Genomic DNA, 23000 nt, shown 5'->3' with positions numbered 1-23000 from the left:
TGATGTTCGCGCAGAGCCGTTTGATATTGCGCATATCAAATGCCTCTTTGAGGGGCGGCGCGGCAACATGACCCCGGCTCACACCGGCGCCGGGGCATGCCGGGGCGTGTGTGTCCGGCTCTTCCGGTCGCAGATGAAATCCGGTTACCATCGTCGGGCCCGCTTCATCCGGAGGCGGCATATCGGACCATTTTGAACTTGCAGGGGCGCAGGCGCCCGGCACAGGCAGAGCAGGTCGACATGATCTCACGACTGACATTGGGCGAAAGACAAGCCGCGATCGCCACGCTGATACTGCTCACGGTTTGCGGGCTTGTGATGGCGATAGCGGGCCGCTCAGATCCGCTGGGCGGTCAGGGCTTCGTCGTCATGGTCTTCAGCATCGTGGCGATGTCGGCGGTCATATCCGGCTACTACGCGCCGGAGCCGGATAAGGTGCGGCTCACGCAATATTACGACGACCCGACCAGAGCGGGCATCATCTTCGCCATGATCTGGGCCATGGTCGGCATGTTCGTCGGCGACTGGGTCGCATGGCTGCTCGCCTATCCGGAAATGACGTTCGATGCGGCATGGGCGAGCTTCGGGCGCCTGCGGCCGGTACACACGACGGGCGTCATCTTCGGCTTCGGCGGCAATGCGCTCATCGCCACATCGTTCCATGTCGTGCAGCGGACATCGCGGGCGCGCCTCCCCGATCAGTTCAGCCCCTGGTTCGTTCTGCTCGGCTTCAATCTGTTCTGCATCCTCGCCGCCAGCGGCTATCTCATGGGCATTACGCAGTCCAAGGAATATGCCGAGCCGGAATGGTATGCGGATATCTGGCTGGTGATCGTCTGGGTCGTCTATTTCCTGCTCTATCTGCGCACGCTGGCGCGGCGTCAGGAGCCGCACATCTATGTGGCCAACTGGTACTACATGGCCTTCATCCTCGTCGTCGCGGTGCTGCACATCATCAACAACCTGGCGATGCCCATTTCGTTCACGCATGCCAAGAGCTATTCGGCTTTTGCGGGCGTGCAGGATGCGATGACGGAATGGTGGTACGGGCACAATGCCGTCGCCTTCTTCCTCACCGCCGGCTTCCTCGGCATGATGTATTACTTCCTGCCGAAGAGGGCGAACCGGCCGATCTATTCCTACCGCATGTCGATCGTCGGTTTCTGGGGCATCACCTTCTTCTATATGTGGGCGGGCTCCCATCATCTTCACTACACGGCCCTGCCCCAATGGGTGCAGACGCTCGGCATGACCTTCTCGCTCATGCTCCTCGTGCCGTCATGGATCGCGGCGGGCAATGCGCTGCTCACGCTGAACGGCGCATGGGAGCGCGTGCGCGACGACGCCACGCTGCGCTTCATGATGGTCGCCGCCGTCTTTTACGGGCTCTCCACCTTCGAGGGATCGTTCATGGCGATCAGGCCCGTCAATGCGCTATCGCATTACACCGACTGGACCGTCGGCCATGTTCACGCAGGCACGCTCGGCTGGGTGTCGATGATCACATTCGGCACCTTCTACAATCTCGTGCCGTGGCTCTGGAAGCGCGAGCGCATGTTTTCGCCGGCGCTTGTCGAGGTCCATTTCTGGCTCGCCCTTGCCGGCACGCTCGTCTACGTCTTCGCGATGTGGAACTCCGGCATCATTCAGGGGCTGATGTGGCGGACCTATAACGACAGCGGAACGCTCGCCTATTCCTTCATCGACTCTCTTGTCGCGATGCATCCCTATTACATCGCGCGCGCCTTTGGCGGGCTCATCTTCTTCGCGGGCGCCGTGCTCTGCTTCTACAACATCTGGATGACCATTCGCGCGGTGCCGGAGAAGAGCGATGTCGCCGCACATGAAGTGCCCGTTCCGGCCGTCGCCGGCGCGGCGCTCGAAGCGGGGGAGTGACCGGACATGCTCAACACCCATTACAGGCTCGAGCGTCACACGATCGGTTTCGCGCTCGCGATCATTCTGGTGGCCAGCATCGGCGGCTTCGTCGAGATCGCTCCGCTCTTCACCATCGACGAGACGGTCGAGGCCGCGCCCGACATGCGCGTCTATACGCCGCTCGAGCTTGCGGGACGCGACATCTATATCCGCGAGGGCTGCTATGCGTGCCATTCGCAGATGATCCGCACCCTGCGCGACGAGGTGGAGCGCTACGGGAAATATTCGCTCGCGGTCGAATCGAAATACGATCACCCGATGCTCTGGGGCTCGAAGAGAACGGGGCCGGATCTCGCGCGCGTCGGCGGCAAATATTCCGACCAGTGGCATGTCGCGCATCTCACCAATCCGCGCTCGGTGGTGAAGGAATCGGTGATGCCGAACTATAACTGGCTCAACCGCAACGAGCTCCGGACCGACGACCTCGAGCTTCGCCTGAGAACCCAGAAGAGCGTAGGCGTTCCCTATACGGACGAGATGATAGCTCATGCCGCCGAGGATGCGATCGCCCAGGCCGAGCCCGACAGCGACAAGGCGGCCGGTGTGACCGCGCGTTATGGCGAGGCCACCAATGTCCGCGTCTTTGACGGCGATCCGGCCCGCGTCACGGAAATGGACGCGCTCGTCGCTTATCTCCAGATTCTCGGCCGGCTGACGGATGCGGCGCAGAAGACCCCGGCGGGAGGCGAATAGAATGGACCTCGATCACGGAACGCTGGTCGCCTTCGCCAAGTCGTTCGGGCTTTTCTATCTCATCGCAATGTCGCTCGTCGCAGTGGCCTATGCCTTCTGGCCGTCGAAGCAGGCGCAATTCGACCGCGCGGCGAACGACATTCTCGACAATGAGGACACGCCATGTCGATAGGCGAGCGCGACCGCCACACGGGGCAGATGATGACCGGCCATGAATGGAACGGCATCAAGGAACTCAATACGCCGGTTCCCCGCGTGGTCTATTTCTTCCTGATCCTGGCCTTCGCTTTCGCGGTCGGCTATTGGCTGCTCATGCCCGCATGGCCGTACGGCGTCGGCTATACGAGAGGTCTGCTCGGCGTGACCCAGCATTCCGGCGTCGATGCCGATCTGAAGCAGGCGGCGAGCGACCGGGCCGCATGGACCGCGAAGATCGAGAGCGCGAGCTTCGCCGATATTCAGGCCGACCCTGCATTGATGCGCGCGGTTCGCGAGACGGGCCGAACGCTCTATGGCGATAATTGCGCCGTCTGTCATGGCACCGATGCGCGGGGCGGCAAGGGTTTCCCCAATTTGAGGGATGGCGCCTGGCTCTGGGGCGGCAGCGCGGAGGCGGTGAGCGAGACGATCCGCGTCGGCATCAATTCCCCGCATGAGGAAACGCGGTCGAGCCAGATGCTTGCCTTCGGGCGCGATGGAATGCTGGGCCGCGACGCCATTCTCGATGTCGTCGCCTATGTCCGCTCGCTCTCCGATCCTGCGCTTGCGACCGGCCCGGAGGGTGCCCCCAGGGGTGCCCATGTGGCGGCGGGCAAGGAGGTTTTCGAGAAGAATTGCGCCTCCTGTCATGGTGTGGACGGGAAGGGCAATACCGATCTCGGCGCGCCCAACCTCACGGATCATTTCTGGCTCTATGGCGGCGACCGGCAGTCCGTCTTCACCACGGTCTATGGCGGCCGGCAGGGGCACATGCCGAACTGGGAGCAGAGGCTGTCGGATGTCGACCGGAAGATCCTGACGCTCTACATTCTGGATCTCGGCTCCGGAAAGCCATGAGCGTGCATGAAGGGAGCGGCTGGCCCGTGAAATCCTCCCGCGCGAAGACGATCTTTCTCGTCACTTCGGCCGTGGCGGCGGGCGTGCTGTTCGTCCTTCTTGCCAATGCGCATCTCGTTTATGTGGCCGTCAAGTCGCAGCCGGATTGCGTGCCCCATGTCAAGGCGAGTGAAAAGGCGCCCGGCGGCAATTCCTTCAGCGCCGCAGGCTCCGCATGCTGAAACGACCCGCCCGAAAAACGCGACCGATCAAGTGGAGGCGATCATGACCCGACTTCCGCCCATTGTTCCTCCGCTCGCGCCGGAGAAAAGCTACAGGCGCGATCTGCCTCTGGGCGCGGCGTTCGAGTGGCTGCGCGCAGGCTGGCGGGATCTCGCCACGCAGCCGGGGCCGAGCCTTGCCTATGGTCTCGTCGTGCTGCTCACATCGTTCCTCGTCATCGGAGCCATGTTCGCGCTTGGCTGGGATCATGTTCTCTTCCCGGCGCTTTCAGGCTTCCTGGTGGTGGGGCCGATCCTCGCCGTCGGCCTTTACGAGAAGAGCCGCCGCCTTGCGCGCAACGAAAAGGTTTCGCTCGGCGGCATGATCCTCGTTCGCGCGAAGTCCAGGGGGCAGATCGTCTTTGCCGGCGCGCTGCTCTGTCTGCTGATGCTCTTGTGGATGCGCGCCGCCGTCATCATCTATGCGCTGTTTTTTGGCGTGCGGCCTTTCCCCGGGCTCGATCACATCGCGCCGATGCTGTTCACGACACCTGTCGGCTGGTCCATGCTCGTCGTCGGCACGCTGGTCGGGAGCCTCTTTGCCGCCTTCTCCTTCTCCATCAGCATCTTCGCCATTCCCATGCTGCTCGATCAGCGCGTGGATGCGCTCACCGCCATGGGCACCAGCATGGTGCTCGTCTGGAACAATCTGCCGGTGATGATCTGCTGGGGCCTCATCGTGGCGGCGCTCTTCACCGCCAGCCTGGCGAGCGGCCTTCTCGGCCTCGTCATCGTCTTCCCGCTGCTCGGCCATGCGAGCTGGCATGCATACAAGGCGGTGCAATAGCGAAGCGATGGAAACATCGGGCAAGGGCAGCATGCCGCGCGGCGGAGCCAGGGGGCTATCCCCCTCTGACGGAGAGATGCTGCTGGCAAGCCGCGCCGTCGGCGACGACCTGCGCCAGACCGATATCTCCGTCCCCGGCATTCATTGCGGCGGCTGCATCCGCACCATAGAAGCGGGCCTCAGTGCGCTTGCCGGCGTGGAGCATGTGCGCGTCAATCTTTCGACGAAGCGGGTCGCGGTGCGCTGGCGGGAGAGCGCGGACGCGCCACCGCTTCTCGAGGCGCTGCGGGGCATGGGCTATGAGGCCCATCTCCACGACATGAGCGCGGAGGAGAAGGATCACACCTATTCGGAACTCTTGCGCGCGCTCGCCATTGCGGGCTTCGCGGCGGGCAACATCATGCTGCTCTCGGTTTCGGTGTGGTCGGGGGCGGAGCCCGCGACGCGCGACATATTTCACTGGATTTCGGCCGTCATCGCGCTTCCCGTGCTCGCCTTTTCGGGCCGCATCTTCTTCCGCTCGGCGTGGAACAGCCTGAGGCACGGACAGGCGAATATGGATGTGCCGATCTCGATCGGCGTGCTGGTGGCCTTCGCCATGAGCCTTTACGACACGATCCATCATGGCCAGGAGGCCTATTTCGATGCGTCGGTCACGCTTCTCTTTTTCCTGCTTATCGGGCGCACGCTCGATCATCTGATGCGCGAGAAGGCGCGAGTGGCGGTGAAGGGGCTGGCGGCGCTCGCTGCGCGGGGCGCCATGGTCCGGCAGGCCGACGGATCGCGCGATTATCTGCCGGTCGATGAAATCGCGCCCGGAATGACGATCCTGCTCGCGGCAGGCGAGCGGGTTCCCGTCGATGCGCGCGTCGTCGATGGCGCGTCCGATCTCGACAATTCGCTCGTCTCGGGTGAGAGCATGCCGCTCGCGGTCGCGCCGGGAGCGATGGTTCGGGCCGGAACGCTCAACCTCACCGGGCCGCTCACGCTCGAGGCCGCAGCCGCCGCGAAGGACTCATTCCTCGCCGAAATGGTGCGCCTCATGGAGGCCGCCGAAGCAGGGCGCGGGGCCTATCGCCGTCTCGCCGACCGGGCCTCGCGGCTCTATGCGCCCGTCGTACATCTCGCCGCGCTTTTGAGCTTCATCGGCTGGATGGTCGCGAGTGGAGATTTTCACCGCGCGGTGACGATCGCGGTCGCGGTTCTCATCATCACCTGCCCCTGCGCGCTGGGGCTCGCCGTGCCGATGGTGCAGGTCGTGGCGGCGCGGCGGCTGTTCGAGAGCGGCGTCATGGTGAGGGACGGCTCGGCGATGGAGCGGCTCGACGAGGTCGATACGGTCGTCTTCGACAAGACCGGCACGCTGACGCGCGGCGAGTTGAGCCTTGGCGGGGCCGCGACTGTCAGCCGCGCGAATTTGGCGATTGCGGCGGGCATGGCCGTCCGTTCGCTGCACCCCTGCTCGCGGGCGCTCGCGGCGGCGGCTTCGGCGGCAGGCATCGCCTCGGCCCCGCTCGACAGCGTTCGGGAGTTTCCGGGCTTCGGCCTCGAAGCTCGTAGCGGCGGCGATGTGTTCCGTCTCGGCCGGACGGACTGGGTGCTCGAGACGTCGGGCGGGCTCTCGCCCGCGCCGGAGGAGGCGGGCGCTGCGCTCTCGAAGAACGGGCAACTCATGGAAGCCTTTCATTTCGACGACGCCCTGCGGCCGGGGGCGAGAGAAGCGATCGCCGAGCTTCGGGCCCGAGGGCTCGCCGTCTCGATCATCTCGGGCGACAATCTGCCGGCCGTGCGGCGCCTTGCGGGCGAGGTCGGGATCGGCGATTTCGAGGCGGGCGTCCTGCCGGGAGAGAAGGCCGCGCGCATCGCCGCGTTGGGCGCCGCCGGTCGCAAGGTGATGATGGTGGGCGACGGCCTCAACGACACGCCCGCGCTTGCCGCCGCGCATGTCTCCATGGCGCCTGCGAGCGCCGCCGATGTCGGGCGCAATGCGGCGGATTTCGTCTTCCTTCATGAGAGCCTCGACGCGGTTCCGCTGACGCTCGCCATATCGCGCGCCGCGGGGCGTCTCGTCCGGCAGAATTTCGCGCTGGCCGTTGCCTACAACGCCGTCGCGCTGCCGGTCGCGATCCTTGGCCATGTCACGCCTCTCGTGGCGGCGCTGGCGATGTCGGGTTCCTCCATCGCCGTGGTCGCGAATGCGCTGCGGCTGCGACCCCCAGGCAAGGCGCGGGCGCGCTCCCGCGCGGCCCTCGCGCCGATCTCCCGCCTCGGGAGCGCCGGACAGGGGGTTTCGGGAAGGGCTTGACGGGCGAGCCAAAAAGTCGATGATCCCCGCCCATGATGATCGAGACCTCGCACGCGCTCCGTTCCTATTACCGGCTGTTCCCATAGGAGCGGCAGGTCGATCACCTATGTTCGAAACATGCCGCCGTCAGGCGGCATTTTCGTTTGTGCATATCCGTCCTGGCGGCCAGACAGGACGAGAAAAATGCCAGATCAAGCCGAATTTTCCATCGATGCGCGCCCAAGGCCGCCACACCTGGCGGGTCTTCCTCCTCCACGGCCAGGCATGGGCATCATCGGCATTGGCGCCTTCGGCGCCTTTGCGATCCCGCATCTCGCGCGCCATTTCGATCTCTCGCTCCATGATGCGGGGCCGCATGTCGAGGCCATGCGCCTTCCCGAGCGTGCCCGCCGCGCCGATCTCGAAACCGCCGCGCGGCAGGAGGTGGTGGTGCTCGCCGTGCCGCTTTCGGCGCTGGGCGAAGTGGCGCGTTCCATCGCGCCGCTGCTCAGGCCCGGCGCCCTTGTCGTTGATGTCTGCTCGCTCAAGGTGAGGCCGCTCGAGATCCTCGACGCGGCGCTGCCACCCCATGTCGATATCGTCGGCACGCATCCGCTCTTCGGCCCGCAAAGCGGGAAGGGCGGCATAAGCGGCCTGCGGATCGCCGTCTGCCGCGCGCGGGGGCGGCGCGACGTTCTCGTTCGGCGCTTTCTGAAGGCCGTGCTCGGCCTCGATGCCTTCCCGACGACGCCCGAGCGCCACGACCGCCAGATGGCCTATGTGCAGGGGCTCACCCATCTCCTCTCGCGCGTCATCCTCGCCATGGATTTGCCCCCGCTCGACCACACGACGCCGACCTTCGAGCACATGATGCGGATGGTTGCCTCCGTTCGTCATGATACGGATGAGCTTTACAGGGCGATCACGCGCGAGAACCCCTTTGCGGGCGAGATGCGGGCGCGCTTTCTCGACGCGGCGCAAAGGCTGGCAGGCCCCGACAGGAATGGCGCGACGGGCATATGTCGCGGCCCCGGCCTGTCGTATACTGACCGCATTTCGCGGCCCGAGCCATCGGGCGTGAGTGGGGAGAGACAGGAATGACGCAACCGGCATCTGTTTCCGACTGGCGCATGCGGGCCAGGCGGCGTCTGCCGCGCATGTTCTTCGACTATATCGATGGCGGCTCCTATGCGGAGACGACGCTGGCGCGCAATGTCGGGGACATGGAGCGCGTGGCGCTGCGCCAGCGCGTGCTGACCGATGTGTCGAAGCTCGATCTCTCGACCGAGATTTTCGGCCAGAAGCTCGCCATGCCGATCCTTCTCGCACCGGTCGGCATGGCCGGGCTCTATGCGAGGCGGGGCGAGGTGCAGGCCGCCCGCGCGGCGGATGCGGCCGGCCTGCCGTTCTGTCTCTCGACGGTCAGCATCTGCTCGATCGAGGAGGTGAGCGCCGCGATCAGCAAGCCGCTCTGGTTCCAGCTCTACATGATCAAGGATCGCGGCTTCATGTCGGCCGTGCTCGAGCGCGCCAAGGCGGCGGGCTCGCCCGTGCTCATCTTCACGGTCGATCTGCCGGTGCCGGGCGCGCGCTACCGCGATGTGCGCTCCGGGCTTTCGGGCGAGCTTTCGCTTCTCGACAAGCTCAGGCGCGCCGCCGATGGCGCCTGCCATCCCTTCTGGCTCTGGGATGTGATGCTCAATGGCGGCCCGGCCACTTTCGGCAATCTGGCGAGCGCCATGCCGAATGCGAAGGGCACCAACGATTTCGCCATGTGGCTCGGCCGCAATTTCGATCCGAGCGTGAGCTGGCGCGATCTGGAGTGGGTGCGCGAGCGCTGGGACGGGCCGATCGTCATCAAGGGCATTCTCGATGCCGAGGATGCGCGCCTTGCCGTCGAGGCCGGCGCGAGCGGCATCGTCGTCTCCAATCATGGCGGCCGCCAGCTCGATGGCGTGCCGTCGACGGTGGAGGCGCTGCCGCCCATCGTCGAGGCTGTCGGCGAGCGCGCGACGGTGCTGATGGATGGCGGCGTGCGCTCGGGCCTCGATGTGCTGAAGGCGCTGGCGCTTGGCGCGCGCTCCGTCATGATCGGCAGGGCATGGGCCTATGCGCTTGCGGGCGGCGGCGAGGCGGGCGTTCGCGCCATGCTGACGACGCTTCAGCGCGAGCTTGAGGTGGCGATGGCGCTCACGGGCTGCACGGATGTCAGGAAGGCGGGGCGGGACCTTCTCGTCCGCTGAGGGCGTGAAGGCTCAGGCCCGGCAGGCAGGCATGATCCGTTGACGGAATTGCCGTTCCGCGCAGGGCCTGGGCTCGCGCGGGCGATACCAATGCAGGCGACGCGGTTGCATTGGCGGCGGGGCGTATTAGCCTCGTGAGGTTCAATCCGGGAGAGCGAGATGCCAGCAGAAGCCGTTTCCACCGAGGTCCGGGACAATCCGGCGCGCCACCGCTACGAGCTTGTCGTCGATGGCGCGACGGCCTTCGTCACCTATGAGCGCCAGCCGGGCCGCGTCGTCCTCGTCCATACGGAAGTGCCGGAGGCTCTGGCGGGCAAGGGCGTCGGTTCCCGGCTCGCCAGAGGCGCGCTCGATTCCATCCGTGCGTTGGGTATGAAGATCGTGCCCCAATGCTCATTCATCGCGCGTTTCGTCGAGAAGCATCCCGAATATCGCGATCTCCTTGCAAGCTGAGGGTCACGAGCTTCTCGCCTGTCCCGCATTCAGGGATTTCAGCACGGCCTCGAAATAGAGGTTCATCCGGGCGAGACCTTCTTCCGTCAACTCGACGAAGACGCGCCTGCCGTCATTCTCGTCCCTGATGCGCGTGACGAGGCCGCTCTTCACCAGATCGCCAATGCGGCGAAGCGCCGTCGTCGCCGGAACATGAGCGGCGATGCAGAGGCTCGAGACCGAGACGCGCTTGCCGGCGAGCCTTGCATGGGTGAGGTCGAGCAGCATTTCCCAGGCCGGATCGGCGAAGAGGCCGGAGGGAAAGAGCCTCATCCGGGCATTGTAGAGGTCGAGCAGCATCCGCGTGCGCTGCCGGTTGAGCGGCGCCTCGCAAGGCTCCTGCGCGCCGGGCGGCGTGTTGCCCGCGCTTTCGGCGGCAGGCTCGAGGGGCCATGGGCGGCCCTGCCGCGCGCTGCGGGCCGCAGTCTCCGCGCTGATGGTCGGAACGAGGTGAGGCCGGTCCAACTCCGCAGAGCCGAGGGGGGCCGACGGCGCTCTATCGAGCGTTTCGAATCGCTGTCTCATAGAACTATAGTTGCACACATAATTATTAATGCAACTATAACGAGATAATTATAGGCATACTTCCATTATAGGTTGCGTCTATCTGCCTTTGGCGCCATCGCGCCTTGATTTTTTGCCGGATTGTTTCCGCCCATCACCCATAACAATATCTGCCCATGTCCGAATCAGCCGAACTCAAACCCCAGCGCCGCTATCGCGGCGAGAGCCGCTCCGAAAGGCAGGCTGCAAGGCGGGCGAAGCTCGTCGAGGCGGGTTTCCGCATCTTCGGCACAATCGGCTACAGGGCCGCGACAGTCCGCCAGGTCTGCGCCGAGGCGGGGCTCACGGAGCGCTATTTCTACGAATCCTTCGCGCGCAAGGACGACCTCTTCGTCGCCGTCTATGAGCTGGTCATGGTCAGGATCGGCGGGGCGATGCAGGAGGCGATCGCGGCGGCGGACGGCTCGGCCGAAGCCAAGGCGCGCGCGCTTCTCGGGGCCTATTTCGGCACGATCGAGCGCGATCCGGGCCTCGGGCGCATCCTTCTCATCGACGTGCTGAGCGCGGGCCGGGACAAGGACCGCATCTACCGCGATGCCATGGCCGCCTTCACCGATCTCGTGCGCAACGAGGCGCGGGTTCTGCTGCCGCGCGGCGCCACGAGCGCGGTGCGGGAGGAAGTGGTGGCCGCAGGCATCGTGGGGGCGATCGTCCATGTCGCCATGCGCTGGGTGATCTCGAATTTCGACCGCCCGCGCAACGAGGTGATCGAGGGGCTTCTGAGCCTCCTGCTCGCGGCGAGCCGCTGAGAGATCGGGGGCCGGTGCTACAAAAGCGGGAGGGATGTGCTATGTAGGCGCCGCTGCCCCTGCCGGGCTTCGCGTTCCGCCGGAGAGCATTCCCAATGCCGAAAACGACAGCTTGTGAGCCATTGTCCTTTACCGAGGCCGCCCGGGGCGTCGTCGCCATGGCGCGGCTCGCGGGCGAGCGTCACTGGGTGCCGGCGACGAGCGGCAATTTTTCGGTGCGCATCGACCACGCGCGCGCGGCGCTGACGGCGACGGGCGCCGACAAGGCGCGGCTCACCGAGGCGGATGTGATCGAGGCCGAGATTTCCGGCGCGAAACATCCGCGCGCTTCCGCCGAGGCGCCGCTTCATCTCATGCGCTATGCGGTCGATCCCTCCATCGGCGCCATCGCGCATATTCACTCGCTTCCGGCGACGATCCTTTCGCGCGCCCATGAGCGGGCGGGCTTCTTCCGGCTGGAAGGCTGGGAGCTTCTCAAGGCGTTTTCCGGCATCAAAACGCATGAGACAGTGCTCGACATTCCGATCGTTCCGAACGATCAGGACACGGATCGTCTGGCGGCGCTCATCGAGGAACGGCTCGCAGAGGCGGGGCCCGTTCCCGGCTATCTCATATCGGGGCACGGCCTCTATACATGGGGCGCGAGCGCCGGGGATGCGATCCGCCACATGGAGGCTTTCGACTTTCTCTTGACCGCCGAACTTCAGCAGGAGCGCGCGCGATGACCCATCTCACCGTCTATCCCGATACGGACCCCTCGAAGGTGCTTGTCGATACGCGAGACGGCGCGGAAATCGCCAAGGTGCTTGCGGAAATCGGCGTCAGGTTCGAGCGCTGGAAGGCCGCGGCCGAGCTTCAGCCCGATGCGGGCCAGGAGGAGGTTCTTGCCGCCTATGACGCCGAGGTGACGCGCCTCATGCAGGAGGGCGGCTACAAGAGCGTCGATGTTGTGCGGGTGAAGCCTGACCATCCGGACCGGGTGGCGATGCGCCAGAAGTTTCTCGCCGAGCACACGCATGACGATGACGAGGTGCGCTTCTTCGTCGAGGGCTCGGGCGCCTTCTATCTGCGGGCGGGCGGCCGCGTCCATCGCGTCGTCTGCGAGCGCGACGATCTCATCAGCGTACCCGCCGGCACGACGCACTGGTTCGACACCGGCGCCAATCCGCATTTCTGCGCCATCCGCATCTTCACGACGCCGGAGGGCTGGGTCGGCCATTTCACGGGCGACGACATCGCCACGCGCTTCCCGCTTTACGAGAGCGCCGGGGCGGCATGACCATCGCGGCCATCGTCACCGACATCGAGGGCACGACGACGCCCATTGCCTTCGTGCATGAGGCGCTGTTTCCTTACGCGCGGGCGCGCATCGCGGAGTTCTGCGCGGCGCATCAGGGCGAGCCGGAGGTCGCGGCCGCGCTCGCCGCGGCGCGCGAGCTTGCGGGCCATCCGGAATACGATCTCGACGCAACCGTCGCGCTCCTCATCGGCTGGATCGACGAGGACCGCAAGGCCGGGCCGCTCAAGACGCTGCAGGGCCTCATCTGGCGCTCGGGCTATGAGGCGGGCGTGCTCAAGGGGCAGGTCTATGAGGACGCAGCCAAGCATATGCGGCGCTGGCATGCGCGGGGGCTCAGGCTCTATGTCTATTCTTCGGGCTCGGAGGAAGCGCAGAAGCTCATCTTCGGCCATTCCGACAAGGGCGATCTCACCGGCCTCTTTTCGGGCTATTTCGACACGCGTATCGGCGCCAAGGTAGAGACGGGCTCCTATGCCGGGATCGCGCGCGCGCTCGGCCTCGAGCCCGCCCGCATCCTCTTTCTCTCCGACCTCGCGGGCGAAATCACCGCCGCGCGCGAGGCGGGCTTCAATGTCGCCCGCATCGACCGCGCGCTCGCCGCGGACGCCTCGCATCGCGAGGAGGGCGTGCTCGTCGCTGGCTCCTTCGCGCCTGTCGATCGCGCCTTCGGCCTCTCAGGCGAGACTCAGGCGTAGTCCTCCCGCTCGGTCACGTCCTGATGCGCGGTCGTGGAGATCGCGCGGAAGACCGGCGTGAGGATGGCGGCAATGGCGAGATTAAGGATGACCGTATAGAGCGCGGCATAGCCCGGCATGGTCACGCCGAAGAGGACGAGCGGGTAGATCGACGATTTGAAGCCGAGCGTCCATGCCATCCATGTGCCCGTGCCGATGCCCACGGCCCAGCCGACGAGGAGCGCGCGGGGGTCGAACCAGCGCGTATAGAGGCCGAAGAAGATCGCCGGCAAGGTCTGGATGATCCAGATGCCGCCGAGAAGCTGGAGCTGGATGGCGAGGCTCTGCTGGAGGCCGAGGACGAAGAACAGCGCGCCGATCTTGGCGATGAGCGAAATGATCTTCGCCATGCGCGCTTCGGCCTCGGGCGTGCAATCGGGCCGGAAATAGGCCTTGTAGATGTTGCGGGTGAAGAGATTGGCGACCGCGATCGACATGATCGCGGCGGGCACGAGCGCGCCGATGCCGATGGCGGCGAAGGCGATGCCCGCGAACCAGCCCGGCAGCTTGTCGAGGAAGAGCGCGGGCACGGCGAAATTCGCGCCATAGCGCGCGAAGCCCTCGGCGAATTCGGGCTTCGCCGAAAGATTGTCCGCGAAAGCCATGTATCCGAGCAGCGCGATGAGGCCGAGCACGACGGAATAGGCCGGCAGGATCGCGGCGTTGCGGCGGATGACATGGCCCGAGCTCGAGCTCATCACGCCCGTCATCGAGTGGGGATAGAGGAAGAGCGCGAGCGCCGAGCCGAGCGCCAGCGTGGCATAGGCGCTGTAGCTGCCGAGGCTGCCTTCGGGGGGCGGCGGCAGGGTGAGTTTTTCGGGCGGGATCGCGCTGAAGATCGCGGTGTAGCCGCCGAGCTTGCCCGGAATGATGATGATGGCGCCGATCACCGCCACATAGATGAGCACGTCCTTGACGATGGCGATCATCGCCGGGGCGCGCAGGCCGCTCGTATAGGTGAAGGCGGCGAGGATCAGGAAGGCGATGATGAGCGGCAGTTCGCCGAGAAGCCCGTCGGCATGGATGCCCATCGCGCCGATCACGACTTCCATGCCGACGAGCTGGAGCGCGATATAGGGCATGGTCGCGACGATGCCGGTGAGCGCGACGGCGAAGGCGAGGCCCTGATGGCCGTAGCGGCCGTTCACGAAATCGGCCGCCGTGACGAAGCCGTGCTTGTGCGCGACCGACCAGAGGCGCGGGAACATCACGAAGACCAGCGGATAGACGAGGATCGTGTAGGGGATCGCGAAGAAGCCCATCGCGCCGGCCGAATAGATGAGGGCCGGGACGGCGATGAAGGTGTAGGCGGTGTAGAGATCACCGCCGAGAAGAAACCAGGTGACGACGGTACCGAAGCGGCGCCCGGCGAGGCCCCATTCCTGGATCTGGTTGAGGTCGCCCTGGCGCCAGCGCGCGGCGACGAAGCCGAGAATGGTGACGAAGGCGAAGAGCCCGGTGAAGACGGTAATCGCGGTCCAGTGCATGGGGGGCTCTATTCAGTCGCGAGATAGACGAAGATCGTCAGCGCGGCGCCGATGATGATCCAGACGAACTGGAACCAGTAGAAGAAGGGAATGCCGGCAAGAGCGGGCTCATGCGAGTTGTAGAACGGCACCCAGAGCACCGCCACGAAGGGAAGGAAGACGAGAGGCACGAGCCAGCGGCGCTTGCGCCGCGGCTGCTGGTCTTCGTTTGCGTTCTTGGTCATTCGTCCTCGACCTCGGGCTCGACCGGTTTCTCCGGGGCGGGGTCGGGGAGCGGATGCGGGTGGCAGGCAGCGCAAACCCCGCGCATCGGCGCGGGCCGGCTTCTCCTCCCTTTCGCGGACCCCCGGGTTCTCAGGAACCGTCTCTCACTCCGCCCGCCGGAACATTAGTTGCAGTCCCGCGCTCTGTCACGCCCCGTGTGGAGCGGGCGCGGTCATTCGCCAGCCGCCACGGGCAGGTCGATCGCTTCCACCCTCTGCCTGTGGCCGCCGCCGAAGCGCGTGCCGATCCGGTCGAGATAGACGTAAAGAACGGGGGTGATGTAGAGCGTCAGGAGCTGCGAGAGGGCAAGCCCGCCCACCACCGCGAGGCCGAGCGGCTGGCGCACCTCGCCACCCTCGCCGAAGCCGATGGCGATGGGGAGCGTGCCCACAAGGGCCGCCATCGTCGTCATCATGATCGGGCGGAAGCGGATGATCGCGGCGCGGAAGATCGCCTCCTCGGGCGCCATGCCTTCGGCCCGTTCGCGCTCCAGCGCGAAGTCGATCATCATGATCGCGTTCTTCTTCACGATGCCGATGAGCATGATCATGCCGACAAAGGCATAGAGGGTGAGCGGCAGACCGAAGAGATAGAGCGTCAGCAACGCGCCGACGGCGGCCGAGGGCAGGCCGGAAAGGATCGTCAGCGGGTGGATGAAGCTCTCATAGAGAATGCCGAGGACGATATAGACGACGAGAATGGCGAGCACGAGCAGCAGGCCGAGCCCGCTCATCGAACTCTGGAAGGCCTGCGCCGTTCCCTGAAAACTCGTCGTGATCGTGTCGGGCAGGCGGATTTCGCCCTGCACCTTCTCGATGGCGCTCACCGCATCGCTGAGCGCGACGCCCGGCGCGAGGTTGAAGGAGATGGTGACGGCCGGAAGCTGGCCCAGATGGTTCTCGGTCAGCGAGGTCGCGATCCGCTTCGTCCGCACCATGGCGGTCAGCGGAACGAGCGTGCCCGATGACGAGCGCAGATAGAGCCGCTGCAGCGCCGCTTCGTCCTGCTGGTATTTCTTCTGCAGTTCGATGATGACCTTGTACTGGTCGGACGAGGTATAGATCGTCGAGATCTGGATGCCGCCAAAGGCGGAGGCGAGCGCGCTCTGTATCTGCTCGGGCGTGATGCCGAGCCGGGCGGCGCGGTCGCGGTCGATCTCGACGCTCAGCGTTGGCGTCGTGAGGTCGAGATCGCTCGTCACGTCCTGAAAGCCGGGGGCGGAGGCAAGCGCGTTCTGCAATCGCGTCGCGCCACCGTAAAGCGTATCGGAATCGAGGTCCTGCAACGTGTACTGGTAGGACGCCTTCGAGAGCTGCCCGCCGACGCGGATCGCGGGCGGGTTCTGGAGATAGACCTTGATGCCGGGCACGACGGCGAGCTTCGGTCGCAATTCCTGAATGACCTCATCGGCGCTGAGCTTGCGTTCCGAGCGAGGCTTCAGGCGCGCGACGATGGTGCCCGCATTGACGGTCGAGCGCGATCCGCCCGCGCCGACCGAGGACATGACGGCGGCGACATTCGGATCGGCGAGGATGATGGCGGCGGCCCGCTGCTGATGGCGCGACATGTCCTCGAGCGAGATCCCGTTCGGGCCTTCGGTCATGGCGAAGACCTGGCCGTTGTCGCCGCTCGGCAGGAAGTCCTTGGGAATGATGTTGAAGAAGAGAACCGTCGCCGCGACGCTCAGCAGGAAGACGCCGAACACGATCCGGTGATGCACGAGGCTTGTGCGCAGCGTCCGCTCATAGGCGCTTTCCATCGCTGCGAAGGCGCGCTCACTCCAGCGCAGAATGGCGATCTGCCGCCCATGCGCCGCTGCTCCATGGCCCGGCCGGATGATGCGGCTGCACAGCATCGGCGTCAGCGTGATCGAGACGAAGCCGGAAACGACAATCGCGATCACGATGGTGACGGCGAATTCATGCAGTAGCCGGCCGACGATGCCGCCCATGAAGAGCACGGGAATGAAGACGGCGGCGAGCGAGACCGTCATCGAGAGAATGGTGAAGGCGATTTCGCGCGAGCCCTTGAGCGCGGCCTCGAACGGGCGCACGCCGTTCTCGATATGGCGCATGATGTTTTCGAGCATCACGATCGCGTCGTCGACGACGAAGCCGACCGAAAGTGTCAGCGCCATGAGCGAGAGATTGTCGAGGCTGTAGCCCATGAAGGCCATGCCCGCGAATGTGCCGACGACCGAGATCGGAAGCGCGAGCGAGGGAATGATCGTCGCCGACAATGTGCGCAGGAAAAGGAAGATCACCAGAATGACGAGCGCTGCGGCAAGCACGAGCGTGAACTGCACATCCTCGACCGAGGCGCGGATGGATTGGCTGCGGTCATAGAGAACGTCGAGCGAGACGGAGGCGGGAAGCTGCTCCATGAAGCCCGGAATGACGGCGTGGATCGCATCGACGACGGCGATCGTGTTCGCGCCCGGCTGGCGCTGGATCGAGAGCACGATGGCGCGGTCCTTGCCCGCCCAGCTTGCGACCTGATCGTTCTCGACGCTGTCGACGACATCGCCGATATCGCCGAAGCGCACCGGGGCGCCGTTGCGCCAGGCGACGATCTGGCGGCGAAAGGCGTCGGCATCGACGAGCTGCCCGTCGGCGCGGATGACGGTGTTGCGCGTGGGGCCGCTGAGGGAGCCTGTGGGATTGTTGACGTTGAGCGATTGCGCGGCCGCCGTCACCTCGTCGATGCCGATGCCGCGGGCGGCGAGCGCGTCGGGGTTCACCTGCAGGCGGACGGCGTATTTCTGCGAGCCATAGACGTTCACCTGCGCGACGCCGTCGATCGTGGAGAGCCGCCGGGCGAGGATCGTCTCCGCATAGCGATCGACCTCGTTGAGCGGCAGGGTGGGCGAGCTCAGCGTCAGGAAGAGAACGGGCGAGTCCGCCGGATTGACCTTGCGCAGCGTCGGCGGGCTCGGCATGCCGGAAGGAAGCTGGCGCTGGGCCGCGGAGATCGCCGCCTGCACGTCCTGCGCGGCGGCGTCGATGTTGCGGTCGAGCTTGAACTGGATGGTGATGCGGGTCGAGCCGAGGCTCGACGTCGAGGTCATCTGGTCGATGCCGGCGATGGTCGAGAACTGGCTTTCGAGCGGCGTCGCGACGGCCGATGCCATGGTTTCTGGATCTGCGCCCGGAAGCGAGGCGGAAACCGAGATCGTCGGAAAATCGACGGCGGGCAGTTCGCTCGTCGGCAGGGTCGAATAGCCGAACATGCCGAAGAGCACGATCGCCGTCATTACGAGCGTCGTCATGACGGGGCGGCGGATGAATATTTCGGAGACATTCATGCGCCGGGCCCCCTCGGCACGATTTTCACCGGCATGCCGGGCGCGACGCGCATCTGTCCGTCCGTCACGACCTGCTCGCCGGGCTTCACCGCGCCGGGCGCCAGCGCCGCCATGTCGCCGCTGCGATGGAGCACGTCGACATTGCGTGCCTCGGCCTTGTTATCGGCGGTCACCACATAGACATAGAGGCGGTCCTGGCCCGTGTTGACCGCCTCGCGCGGCACGACGACGGCGTTCGTGATCTCGTCGAGATGCACGCGCACATTCACGAATTCGCCCGGCACGAGATCGAGGACGGCATTGTCATAGGTGGCGCGCAGTTCGATCGTTCCCGCATCGGCGTTCACCTGGTTGCCGATGAAGTCGATGGGCGCGGAAACCTCCCGGCTGGAATTGTGCGGCCTGAACGAGGCGTTGAGCGCCTTCTCCGCCATGCGGCTGTGGAGTTTCGCCAGATGCTGCTGTGCGAGCGAAAACGAAATCTTCACCGGCTGGATCTGCGTCACCACGACGAGCGGGTTCGCATCGGCCGCCTTGACGATGTTGCCGGCGTCGACGAGGTAGGGGCCGGTCTTGCCGTCGATGGGCGAACGGATTTCCGTATAGCCGAGCTGGAGCGCGGCCTGATCGACGGCGGCTCTGTCTGCGGCGACGCTGCCTTCGAGCGCCTTCACCTGCGCCTTGGCGGCATCGTGTGTCTGCTGCGACGCATAGCCCTTGGCGAGGAGCTTGTTCGCGCGTCCGAGGTCGAGGCGCGCATTGTCGAGCTGCGCCTCGTCGCGCTGGAGATTGGCCTTCGCCGCCCGCAGCGCTGCTTCATAGGGCGCGCGATCGATCTGGAAGAGAAGGTCGCCTTTGCGGACGATCTGTCCCTCCTTGAAGGCGACGGCGACGATCTGGCCGTCGATGCGGGACTTCACCTGCACGGTGGCGTTCGCAAGGACGGTTCCCACCGCCTCGACATCGACGGGAACATTGCGCGTCTCGGCCGCAGCGACGGTCACGGGCGGGATGTCGCTCCGTCCCGGCTTGCGGTTCGCGGCGGAGGGCGAGAAGAGCCAATGGAAGGCGAAGCCGATCGCGACGAGGCCGCACAGCGCGACGAGAATGGTGCGGGGAGACGCTTTTCGCATATCAAGGACTTTCGGCTCTGGTCATGTCATCCCGTGCGCGTGGCCGGGGGCTGCCACCGGCTCAAACGGAACTGGCGGCATTCTTCCGTCGCGCCTCGAAGCATACGACTCAATTCTGCCGATTGGTTTACCCCAGTCCGTGCCGCGCGGGGACAGGCAAGAACAGGAATACCGGGCGCGGCCCGGACATTTCAGGCCCGGCGGTCCTCACTACGTGCCTTTTGCGACGCTCGCGCGACATGTTGCGCCCGAGGGCCGAAGGCCCCCGCAGTCGGCAAAAGGCCCGCCGCGGGATTGCCGGGCGGGCCTTCGGAATTGGATGGGACGGGGCTTTGCCTCAGCATTTGCCCTGTTTCTGACAGCCCACATAGGCACCGGCCGCGGCACCGACCGCGCCGCCTACAATGGCGCCCGTCGCAAGGCTCGTGCCCGCGACGGCCGTCGCTGCAAGACCCACGGCGGTACCGATGGCGCCGCCCGAGAGCGCGCCCTGGGTGGTGCTGTCGAGGTTGGTGCAGGCGCTGGTTCCGAGCAGAGCTGCTACAACCAGCATCGTCGCTGCTTTCTTCATCTTGGCCTCCCTTCAGCAATGGGCGGGGGGCGCCGATTCCCGCGACGCATCCCACGATCGCCAGAATCGAGGTCGAAGGAGGCGAAAAAGTGACACAAATCAGGCAATTACCGGGCTTGTCTCCAGTGCCGCGCTCACCGATGATCCGGGCGTGAACAGGTTTGAAAGAAAGTCGGGGGGGCGGCGGGACCGGCGCGGGCAGCGCCAGCGTCGGGGTGCGCGGGCTGGCGCCTTCAGGCGCTGGGCCGGCTATCTGCTGCTTGCCGCCTTTGTGGGGCCGGCGGTCGTCATCCTTCTCTACCGGGTCGTGCCGCCGCCGGTGACGCCGCTCATGCTCATCCGGGCGGCCGAGGGTTATGGTATCTCCAGATCCTGGGTTCCGCTTTCGCGCATATCGCCCCATCTGCAACGGGCGGTGATCGCGGCGGAGGATGCGAAGTTCTGCGCCCATCGCGGCTTTGACTGGGATGCGGTCGGCAATGCCGTCGAGCGCTATCAGAAGAAGCGCAAGCGCGTGCTCGGGGCGAGCACGATCAGCATGCAGACGTCGAAGAACCTCTTTCTCTGGCCCGCCCGTACGTTTCTGCGCAAGGCGGGCGAAGCCTATCTGACCGTCTGGCTCGAAGCGCTGTTGCCCAAGGCGCGCATCCTCGAGCTTTATCTCAATGTGATCGAATGGGGGCCGGGCATCTATGGCGCGGAAGCGGCCTCCCGGCACTATTTCGGCGTCGGCGCCGCGCAGCTCTCCGCTCATCAGGCGGCGCTTCTCGCCGCCGTGCTGCCCAATCCGATCTACTGGCATCCCGACCGGCCGGGACCGTGGACGCGCGACCGCGCCGCGACGATCATGGCGCGCGCGAACAGCGTGGCGCTCGGCAAGGGAACGCCTTGCCCGTAATGGCGCAATGTTGCGAGCCGCTGGCGTTCCGCGCAGAAAAGCGCCGCACGCCTCGACCGCGCCGCTGCTTCAGCCTTCGCTCGAAAGCGCCACGCCGCTGTGGAGCGCGGCCAGCACGCAGAGTTCCGCATCCGTGCGCGTGACCTGCCAGCCCTCGATGTCCACGAGATCGTCCCGCGCGAATTCGTGACGCACGCGGGCCGCGAGCGCGGCGCGCATCAGCTCCGCCTCGTCGCCGGGGCGCCAGCCATGCGCGCGCAGCCGCTTGGCGATCTTCTGCGCCAGCGCGGCGGCGTTGTGCTCGCGCCTGGTCGATGCCGCCCAGCGCTTGCCGATCTCGGCGGCGCCGGCAGGGTCGGAGAGCATCGACAGAAGCTGGTCGGTCATGTCGCCGGTTTCGCGTTCGATGGCGACGAACGCGGCGGGAAGCGCCGCCGCCGCGGCACCGGCCATGGCGAGCACGAGCATGTTTCTGCGGGAGATCGTCGTCGCCATGGCTCACACCCCCCTGACGAAGCGGGTCTGCACATGCTCGGCGAGGCGAAGCGCGAGCGCGACGACGGTCAGTGTCGGATTGACGGTGGCCGATGTCGTGAAGACGGAGCTTCCCGCGACATAGAGGTTCTCGACGCCATGCACCTTGCAGTTCGCATCGACGACACCCTTGCGCGGATCGTCGGCCATGCGGGTGGTGCCCATGTGGTGATTGCCCCAGCCTTCCGCTTCCTCCCAGGCGTCGCGCTCGGGGAAGAGCACGCGCACGCGGCCCTCGCCCCAGGCGCCGAAGGCGCGGGAGAGCGCGGCGAGATTGCGGCGCAGATTGGTGCGGTCTTCGGCGGTGAGCTTCCAGTCCATCTTCGTGCGGTTGAGGCCGAGCGCGTCCTTCTCCTGCGAAAGCAGAATGCGGCTGTCGGGGTTCGGCGCCTGTTCGGTGGCGCAGCCCGTGCCGTAGCGCATGGCGAGGAGGGGGCTCTCGCCCGCCCTGGACGTGGTCGAGCGCACGAGTTGCGCCAGGCCCGCCTCGATCGCGCGCGCATCCTCGGGGTCCTTCGTCTCGACCTCGATGTCGGTGCGGATTTCCTGCACCTTGTAGAAGGTCATGACCGTGCCGAGGCGGCGATGCTTGCGCAGATAGTCGGCCGTGAACATGAAGACGCCGCGAATATTGACGCCCGCCGATTTCGTGTAGGTCTGGTAGTAGGGCGCGACCAGCGCGGGATCGGTGATCATGATCTCGCAAGGCCGGTTGATGTGCGGATGCTCCATGAAGTAGCGCCCGACAAGGCCGCGTCCGTTGCCGAGGCCCGCCTTCTCGACGCTGTTGGAGAGGAGCAGCATGCGCGCATTCTCGATGCCGCCGGTGGCGAGAATGACGAGCTTCGGCCGCACCTCGAAGCGCCGCCCGCTCAGCGTGCCGACCCGGAGGCGCTCGACGCGCCCGGCCGTTTCGTCCGGCACGATCTCGAGCACGTTCGAGTGGAGATAGGTCTTGATGTTCGCCGCCTTCTCGATGTCGGGGCGATAGGTCCAGCCGAATCGGGTGGGCGGGCTGTATTCGAAGAAGCGCGTCATCACCTCGCCGCCCGGCAGATCGAGCGGGCGGTATTTGCCGCCTTCGGAGAAGGCTTCCGCATCGTCATAGATGAAGGGGCCGATCTGGCAGACCTCGTTCGCCTTGACGTAATAGGGATCGAGTTGCGCGCGCGTGATGGGCCAGCCCGAATGGGGCACCCAGTCGCGCTGCTCGAAGTCGATCGGCTCGAAGGGACGGCACCAGCCGCCCCAGTGATTGGTCGAGCCGCCGAAATAGCGAAGGCGCGAAGTGTCGAGCGTGTAGGGCACGCCGACGGTCTCGCCGGCATAGAGGTCCTGGGTTTCGGGATCGAAGTCGAGGCCGCCGCTTTCGATCAGCGTGACGGTGGCGTCGGTATTGCGGAGTTTCCTCGCGATGGTGATGCCGGCCGCGCCAGCGCCGATGATCGCTATGTCCGTCTCGATGACGGTATTGTCCGGGACCTGGCGTCCGTCGATGAACATCGGCTCTTTCGCTCCGGGATTTCAAGGGCCGCAGGGCCCGAAAGTCGCACCAATTTCCTCTATTTTTCGCCTATGTCAATTTTGCGACCGGAGCGTGGAATTCCGGCGGCGGGAATCTTTCTCCGCGGCAAAAAGGGAATTGGCGGATTTGGACGGCTTTTTGGACTGGACCCGGCTCAAGTCTCTGTGTCAGGTTTCTCCCAAAG

At 65.6% G+C, this 23000-nt stretch carries 23 protein-coding genes; 15 read left to right on the top strand and 8 right to left on the bottom strand.

The window, feature by feature from the left end; all coding sequences use genetic code 11:
• Positions 1-240: 240 nt before the first annotated feature.
• From ccoN to WBG82_RS05125, 10 genes are all read left to right on the top strand, one after another.
• Positions 241-1896: a cytochrome-c oxidase, cbb3-type subunit I gene (gene ccoN, locus WBG82_RS05170; protein WP_424422217.1), complete on the top strand. Its 1656-nt coding sequence runs from the start codon at positions 241-243 to the stop codon at positions 1894-1896.
• Between the two features lie 6 nt (positions 1897-1902).
• Complete coding sequence (ccoO, locus tag WBG82_RS05165; protein WP_424422215.1) at positions 1903-2631, top strand: cytochrome-c oxidase, cbb3-type subunit II; 729 nt, start codon at positions 1903-1905, stop codon at positions 2629-2631.
• Between the two features lies 1 nt (position 2632).
• The gene (locus WBG82_RS05160; protein ID WP_424422212.1) at positions 2633-2803 is read left to right on the top strand and encodes a cbb3-type cytochrome c oxidase subunit 3; all 171 of its coding nucleotides are present in this window, start codon (positions 2633-2635) and stop codon (positions 2801-2803) included.
• A complete protein-coding gene (ccoP, locus tag WBG82_RS05155; protein WP_424422210.1) occupies positions 2794-3687 on the top strand; it encodes a cytochrome-c oxidase, cbb3-type subunit III in 894 nt (297 codons plus the stop codon). The genes WBG82_RS05160 and ccoP overlap by 10 nt, the downstream gene beginning before the upstream one ends.
• Positions 3684-3908: a hypothetical protein gene (locus tag WBG82_RS05150; protein WP_424422207.1), complete on the top strand. Its 225-nt coding sequence runs from the start codon at positions 3684-3686 to the stop codon at positions 3906-3908. The genes ccoP and WBG82_RS05150 overlap by 4 nt, the downstream gene beginning before the upstream one ends.
• Before the next feature lie 43 nt (positions 3909-3951).
• Positions 3952-4734: a DUF2189 domain-containing protein gene (locus WBG82_RS05145; protein ID WP_424422204.1), complete on the top strand. Its 783-nt coding sequence runs from the start codon at positions 3952-3954 to the stop codon at positions 4732-4734.
• 31 nt (positions 4735-4765) lie between these two features.
• Entirely contained in the window at positions 4766-7039 is a 2274-nt protein-coding gene (locus WBG82_RS05140; protein ID WP_424422229.1) for a heavy metal translocating P-type ATPase, read from the top strand.
• A 117-nt stretch (positions 7040-7156) separates the two neighbouring features.
• Positions 7157-8119, top strand: coding sequence for a prephenate dehydrogenase/arogenate dehydrogenase family protein (locus WBG82_RS05135; RefSeq protein WP_424422201.1), 963 nt, complete (start codon positions 7157-7159; stop codon positions 8117-8119).
• Entirely contained in the window at positions 8116-9261 is a 1146-nt protein-coding gene (locus WBG82_RS05130) for an L-lactate dehydrogenase (RefSeq protein ID WP_424422199.1), read from the top strand. The genes WBG82_RS05135 and WBG82_RS05130 overlap by 4 nt, the downstream gene beginning before the upstream one ends.
• A gap of 159 nt (positions 9262-9420) precedes the next feature.
• Positions 9421-9714 (top strand): GNAT family N-acetyltransferase, encoded by a 294-nt coding sequence (locus WBG82_RS05125; RefSeq protein WP_424422197.1) that lies wholly within the window; start codon positions 9421-9423, stop codon positions 9712-9714.
• 3 nt (positions 9715-9717) lie between these two features.
• Here WBG82_RS05125 and WBG82_RS05120 read toward each other — a convergent pair whose 3' ends face one another.
• Positions 9718-10218, bottom strand: coding sequence for a winged helix DNA-binding protein (locus WBG82_RS05120; RefSeq protein ID WP_424422195.1), 501 nt, complete (start codon positions 10216-10218; stop codon positions 9718-9720).
• Positions 10219-10433: 215 nt separating this feature from the next.
• On the opposite strand from WBG82_RS05120, the gene WBG82_RS05115 reads away from it, so the two are divergent.
• From WBG82_RS05115 to mtnC, 4 genes are all read left to right on the top strand, one after another.
• Complete coding sequence (locus WBG82_RS05115) at positions 10434-11066, top strand: TetR/AcrR family transcriptional regulator (RefSeq protein WP_424422192.1); 633 nt, start codon at positions 10434-10436, stop codon at positions 11064-11066.
• Between the two features lie 95 nt (positions 11067-11161).
• Complete coding sequence (gene mtnB / locus WBG82_RS05110) at positions 11162-11791, top strand: methylthioribulose 1-phosphate dehydratase (protein ID WP_424422190.1); 630 nt, start codon at positions 11162-11164, stop codon at positions 11789-11791.
• The gene (locus WBG82_RS05105; RefSeq protein WP_424422188.1) at positions 11788-12345 is read left to right on the top strand and encodes a 1,2-dihydroxy-3-keto-5-methylthiopentene dioxygenase; all 558 of its coding nucleotides are present in this window, start codon (positions 11788-11790) and stop codon (positions 12343-12345) included. Before mtnB ends, WBG82_RS05105 begins: the two co-directional genes overlap by 4 nt.
• On the top strand, positions 12342-13061 hold the full coding sequence (gene mtnC, locus WBG82_RS05100; protein WP_424422186.1) for an acireductone synthase: 720 nt from the start codon (positions 12342-12344) through the stop codon (positions 13059-13061). The genes WBG82_RS05105 and mtnC overlap by 4 nt, the downstream gene beginning before the upstream one ends.
• Here mtnC and mctP read toward each other — a convergent pair.
• From mctP to WBG82_RS05075, 5 genes are all read right to left on the bottom strand, one after another.
• Positions 13052-14587: a monocarboxylate uptake permease MctP gene (mctP, locus tag WBG82_RS05095; RefSeq protein WP_424422184.1), complete on the bottom strand. Its 1536-nt coding sequence runs from the start codon at positions 14585-14587 to the stop codon at positions 13052-13054. The genes mtnC and mctP overlap by 10 nt on opposite strands.
• A gap of 8 nt (positions 14588-14595) precedes the next feature.
• Complete coding sequence (locus WBG82_RS05090; protein ID WP_424422182.1) at positions 14596-14811, bottom strand: DUF3311 domain-containing protein; 216 nt, start codon at positions 14809-14811, stop codon at positions 14596-14598.
• Positions 14812-15023: 212 nt separating this feature from the next.
• Positions 15024-18155 (bottom strand): efflux RND transporter permease subunit, encoded by a 3132-nt coding sequence (locus WBG82_RS05085; protein ID WP_424422180.1) that lies wholly within the window; start codon positions 18153-18155, stop codon positions 15024-15026.
• On the bottom strand, positions 18152-19288 hold the full coding sequence (locus WBG82_RS05080; protein ID WP_424422178.1) for an efflux RND transporter periplasmic adaptor subunit: 1137 nt from the start codon (positions 19286-19288) through the stop codon (positions 18152-18154). Before WBG82_RS05080 ends, WBG82_RS05085 begins: the two co-directional genes overlap by 4 nt.
• 337 nt (positions 19289-19625) lie before the next feature.
• Positions 19626-19859 carry a hypothetical protein gene (locus WBG82_RS05075; RefSeq protein ID WP_324300490.1) on the bottom strand — a complete coding sequence of 78 codons (234 nt, stop codon included), beginning with the start codon at positions 19857-19859 and terminating at the stop codon, positions 19626-19628.
• Between the two features lie 151 nt (positions 19860-20010).
• On the opposite strand from WBG82_RS05075, the gene mtgA reads away from it, so the two are divergent.
• Positions 20011-20757: a monofunctional biosynthetic peptidoglycan transglycosylase gene (gene mtgA, locus WBG82_RS05070; RefSeq protein WP_424422175.1), complete on the top strand. Its 747-nt coding sequence runs from the start codon at positions 20011-20013 to the stop codon at positions 20755-20757.
• A gap of 69 nt (positions 20758-20826) precedes the next feature.
• Here the strand turns inward: mtgA and WBG82_RS05065 are convergent, their stop codons facing one another.
• Positions 20827-21252: a hypothetical protein gene (locus tag WBG82_RS05065; protein ID WP_424422172.1), complete on the bottom strand. Its 426-nt coding sequence runs from the start codon at positions 21250-21252 to the stop codon at positions 20827-20829.
• Positions 21253-21255: 3 nt separating this feature from the next.
• On the bottom strand, positions 21256-22794 hold the full coding sequence (locus WBG82_RS05060; RefSeq protein WP_424422169.1) for an FAD-dependent oxidoreductase: 1539 nt from the start codon (positions 22792-22794) through the stop codon (positions 21256-21258).
• Positions 22795-23000 lie beyond the last annotated feature (206 nt).

The organism is Parvibaculum sp. (genome assembly GCF_049671045.1).
Classification (GTDB): Bacteria; Pseudomonadota; Alphaproteobacteria; order Parvibaculales; family Parvibaculaceae; genus Parvibaculum.
This window is presented reverse-complemented; position numbering and strand designations above follow the sequence as displayed.

What these genes read in the sequence shown, in the direction of transcription:
- ccoN (WP_424422217.1), top strand. Translation starts at nt 241, where the DNA reads ATGATCTCACGACTGACATTGGGCGAAAGACAAGCCGCGATCGCCACG.
- ccoO (WP_424422215.1), top strand. Translation starts at nt 1,903, where the DNA reads ATGCTCAACACCCATTACAGGCTCGAGCGTCACACGATCGGTTTCGCG.
- WBG82_RS05160 (WP_424422212.1), top strand. Translation starts at nt 2,633, where the DNA reads ATGGACCTCGATCACGGAACGCTGGTCGCCTTCGCCAAGTCGTTCGGG.
- ccoP (WP_424422210.1), top strand. Translation starts at nt 2,794, where the DNA reads ATGTCGATAGGCGAGCGCGACCGCCACACGGGGCAGATGATGACCGGC.
- WBG82_RS05150 (WP_424422207.1), top strand. Translation starts at nt 3,684, where the DNA reads ATGAGCGTGCATGAAGGGAGCGGCTGGCCCGTGAAATCCTCCCGCGCG.
- WBG82_RS05145 (WP_424422204.1), top strand. Translation starts at nt 3,952, where the DNA reads ATGACCCGACTTCCGCCCATTGTTCCTCCGCTCGCGCCGGAGAAAAGC.
- WBG82_RS05140 (WP_424422229.1), top strand. Translation starts at nt 4,766, where the DNA reads ATGCCGCGCGGCGGAGCCAGGGGGCTATCCCCCTCTGACGGAGAGATG.
- WBG82_RS05135 (WP_424422201.1), top strand. Translation starts at nt 7,157, where the DNA reads ATGCCGCCGTCAGGCGGCATTTTCGTTTGTGCATATCCGTCCTGGCGG.
- WBG82_RS05130 (WP_424422199.1), top strand. Translation starts at nt 8,116, where the DNA reads ATGACGCAACCGGCATCTGTTTCCGACTGGCGCATGCGGGCCAGGCGG.
- WBG82_RS05125 (WP_424422197.1), top strand. Translation starts at nt 9,421, where the DNA reads ATGCCAGCAGAAGCCGTTTCCACCGAGGTCCGGGACAATCCGGCGCGC.
- WBG82_RS05115 (WP_424422192.1), top strand. Translation starts at nt 10,434, where the DNA reads ATGTCCGAATCAGCCGAACTCAAACCCCAGCGCCGCTATCGCGGCGAG.
- mtnB (WP_424422190.1), top strand. Translation starts at nt 11,162, where the DNA reads ATGCCGAAAACGACAGCTTGTGAGCCATTGTCCTTTACCGAGGCCGCC.
- WBG82_RS05105 (WP_424422188.1), top strand. Translation starts at nt 11,788, where the DNA reads ATGACCCATCTCACCGTCTATCCCGATACGGACCCCTCGAAGGTGCTT.
- mtnC (WP_424422186.1), top strand. Translation starts at nt 12,342, where the DNA reads ATGACCATCGCGGCCATCGTCACCGACATCGAGGGCACGACGACGCCC.
- mctP (WP_424422184.1), bottom strand. Translation starts at nt 14,587, where the DNA reads ATGCACTGGACCGCGATTACCGTCTTCACCGGGCTCTTCGCCTTCGTC.
- WBG82_RS05090 (WP_424422182.1), bottom strand. Translation starts at nt 14,811, where the DNA reads ATGACCAAGAACGCAAACGAAGACCAGCAGCCGCGGCGCAAGCGCCGC.
- WBG82_RS05085 (WP_424422180.1), bottom strand. Translation starts at nt 18,155, where the DNA reads ATGAATGTCTCCGAAATATTCATCCGCCGCCCCGTCATGACGACGCTC.
- WBG82_RS05080 (WP_424422178.1), bottom strand. Translation starts at nt 19,288, where the DNA reads ATGCGAAAAGCGTCTCCCCGCACCATTCTCGTCGCGCTGTGCGGCCTC.
- WBG82_RS05075 (WP_324300490.1), bottom strand. Translation starts at nt 19,859, where the DNA reads ATGAAGAAAGCAGCGACGATGCTGGTTGTAGCAGCTCTGCTCGGAACC.
- WBG82_RS05065 (WP_424422172.1), bottom strand. Translation starts at nt 21,252, where the DNA reads ATGGCGACGACGATCTCCCGCAGAAACATGCTCGTGCTCGCCATGGCC.
- WBG82_RS05060 (WP_424422169.1), bottom strand. Translation starts at nt 22,794, where the DNA reads ATGTTCATCGACGGACGCCAGGTCCCGGACAATACCGTCATCGAGACG.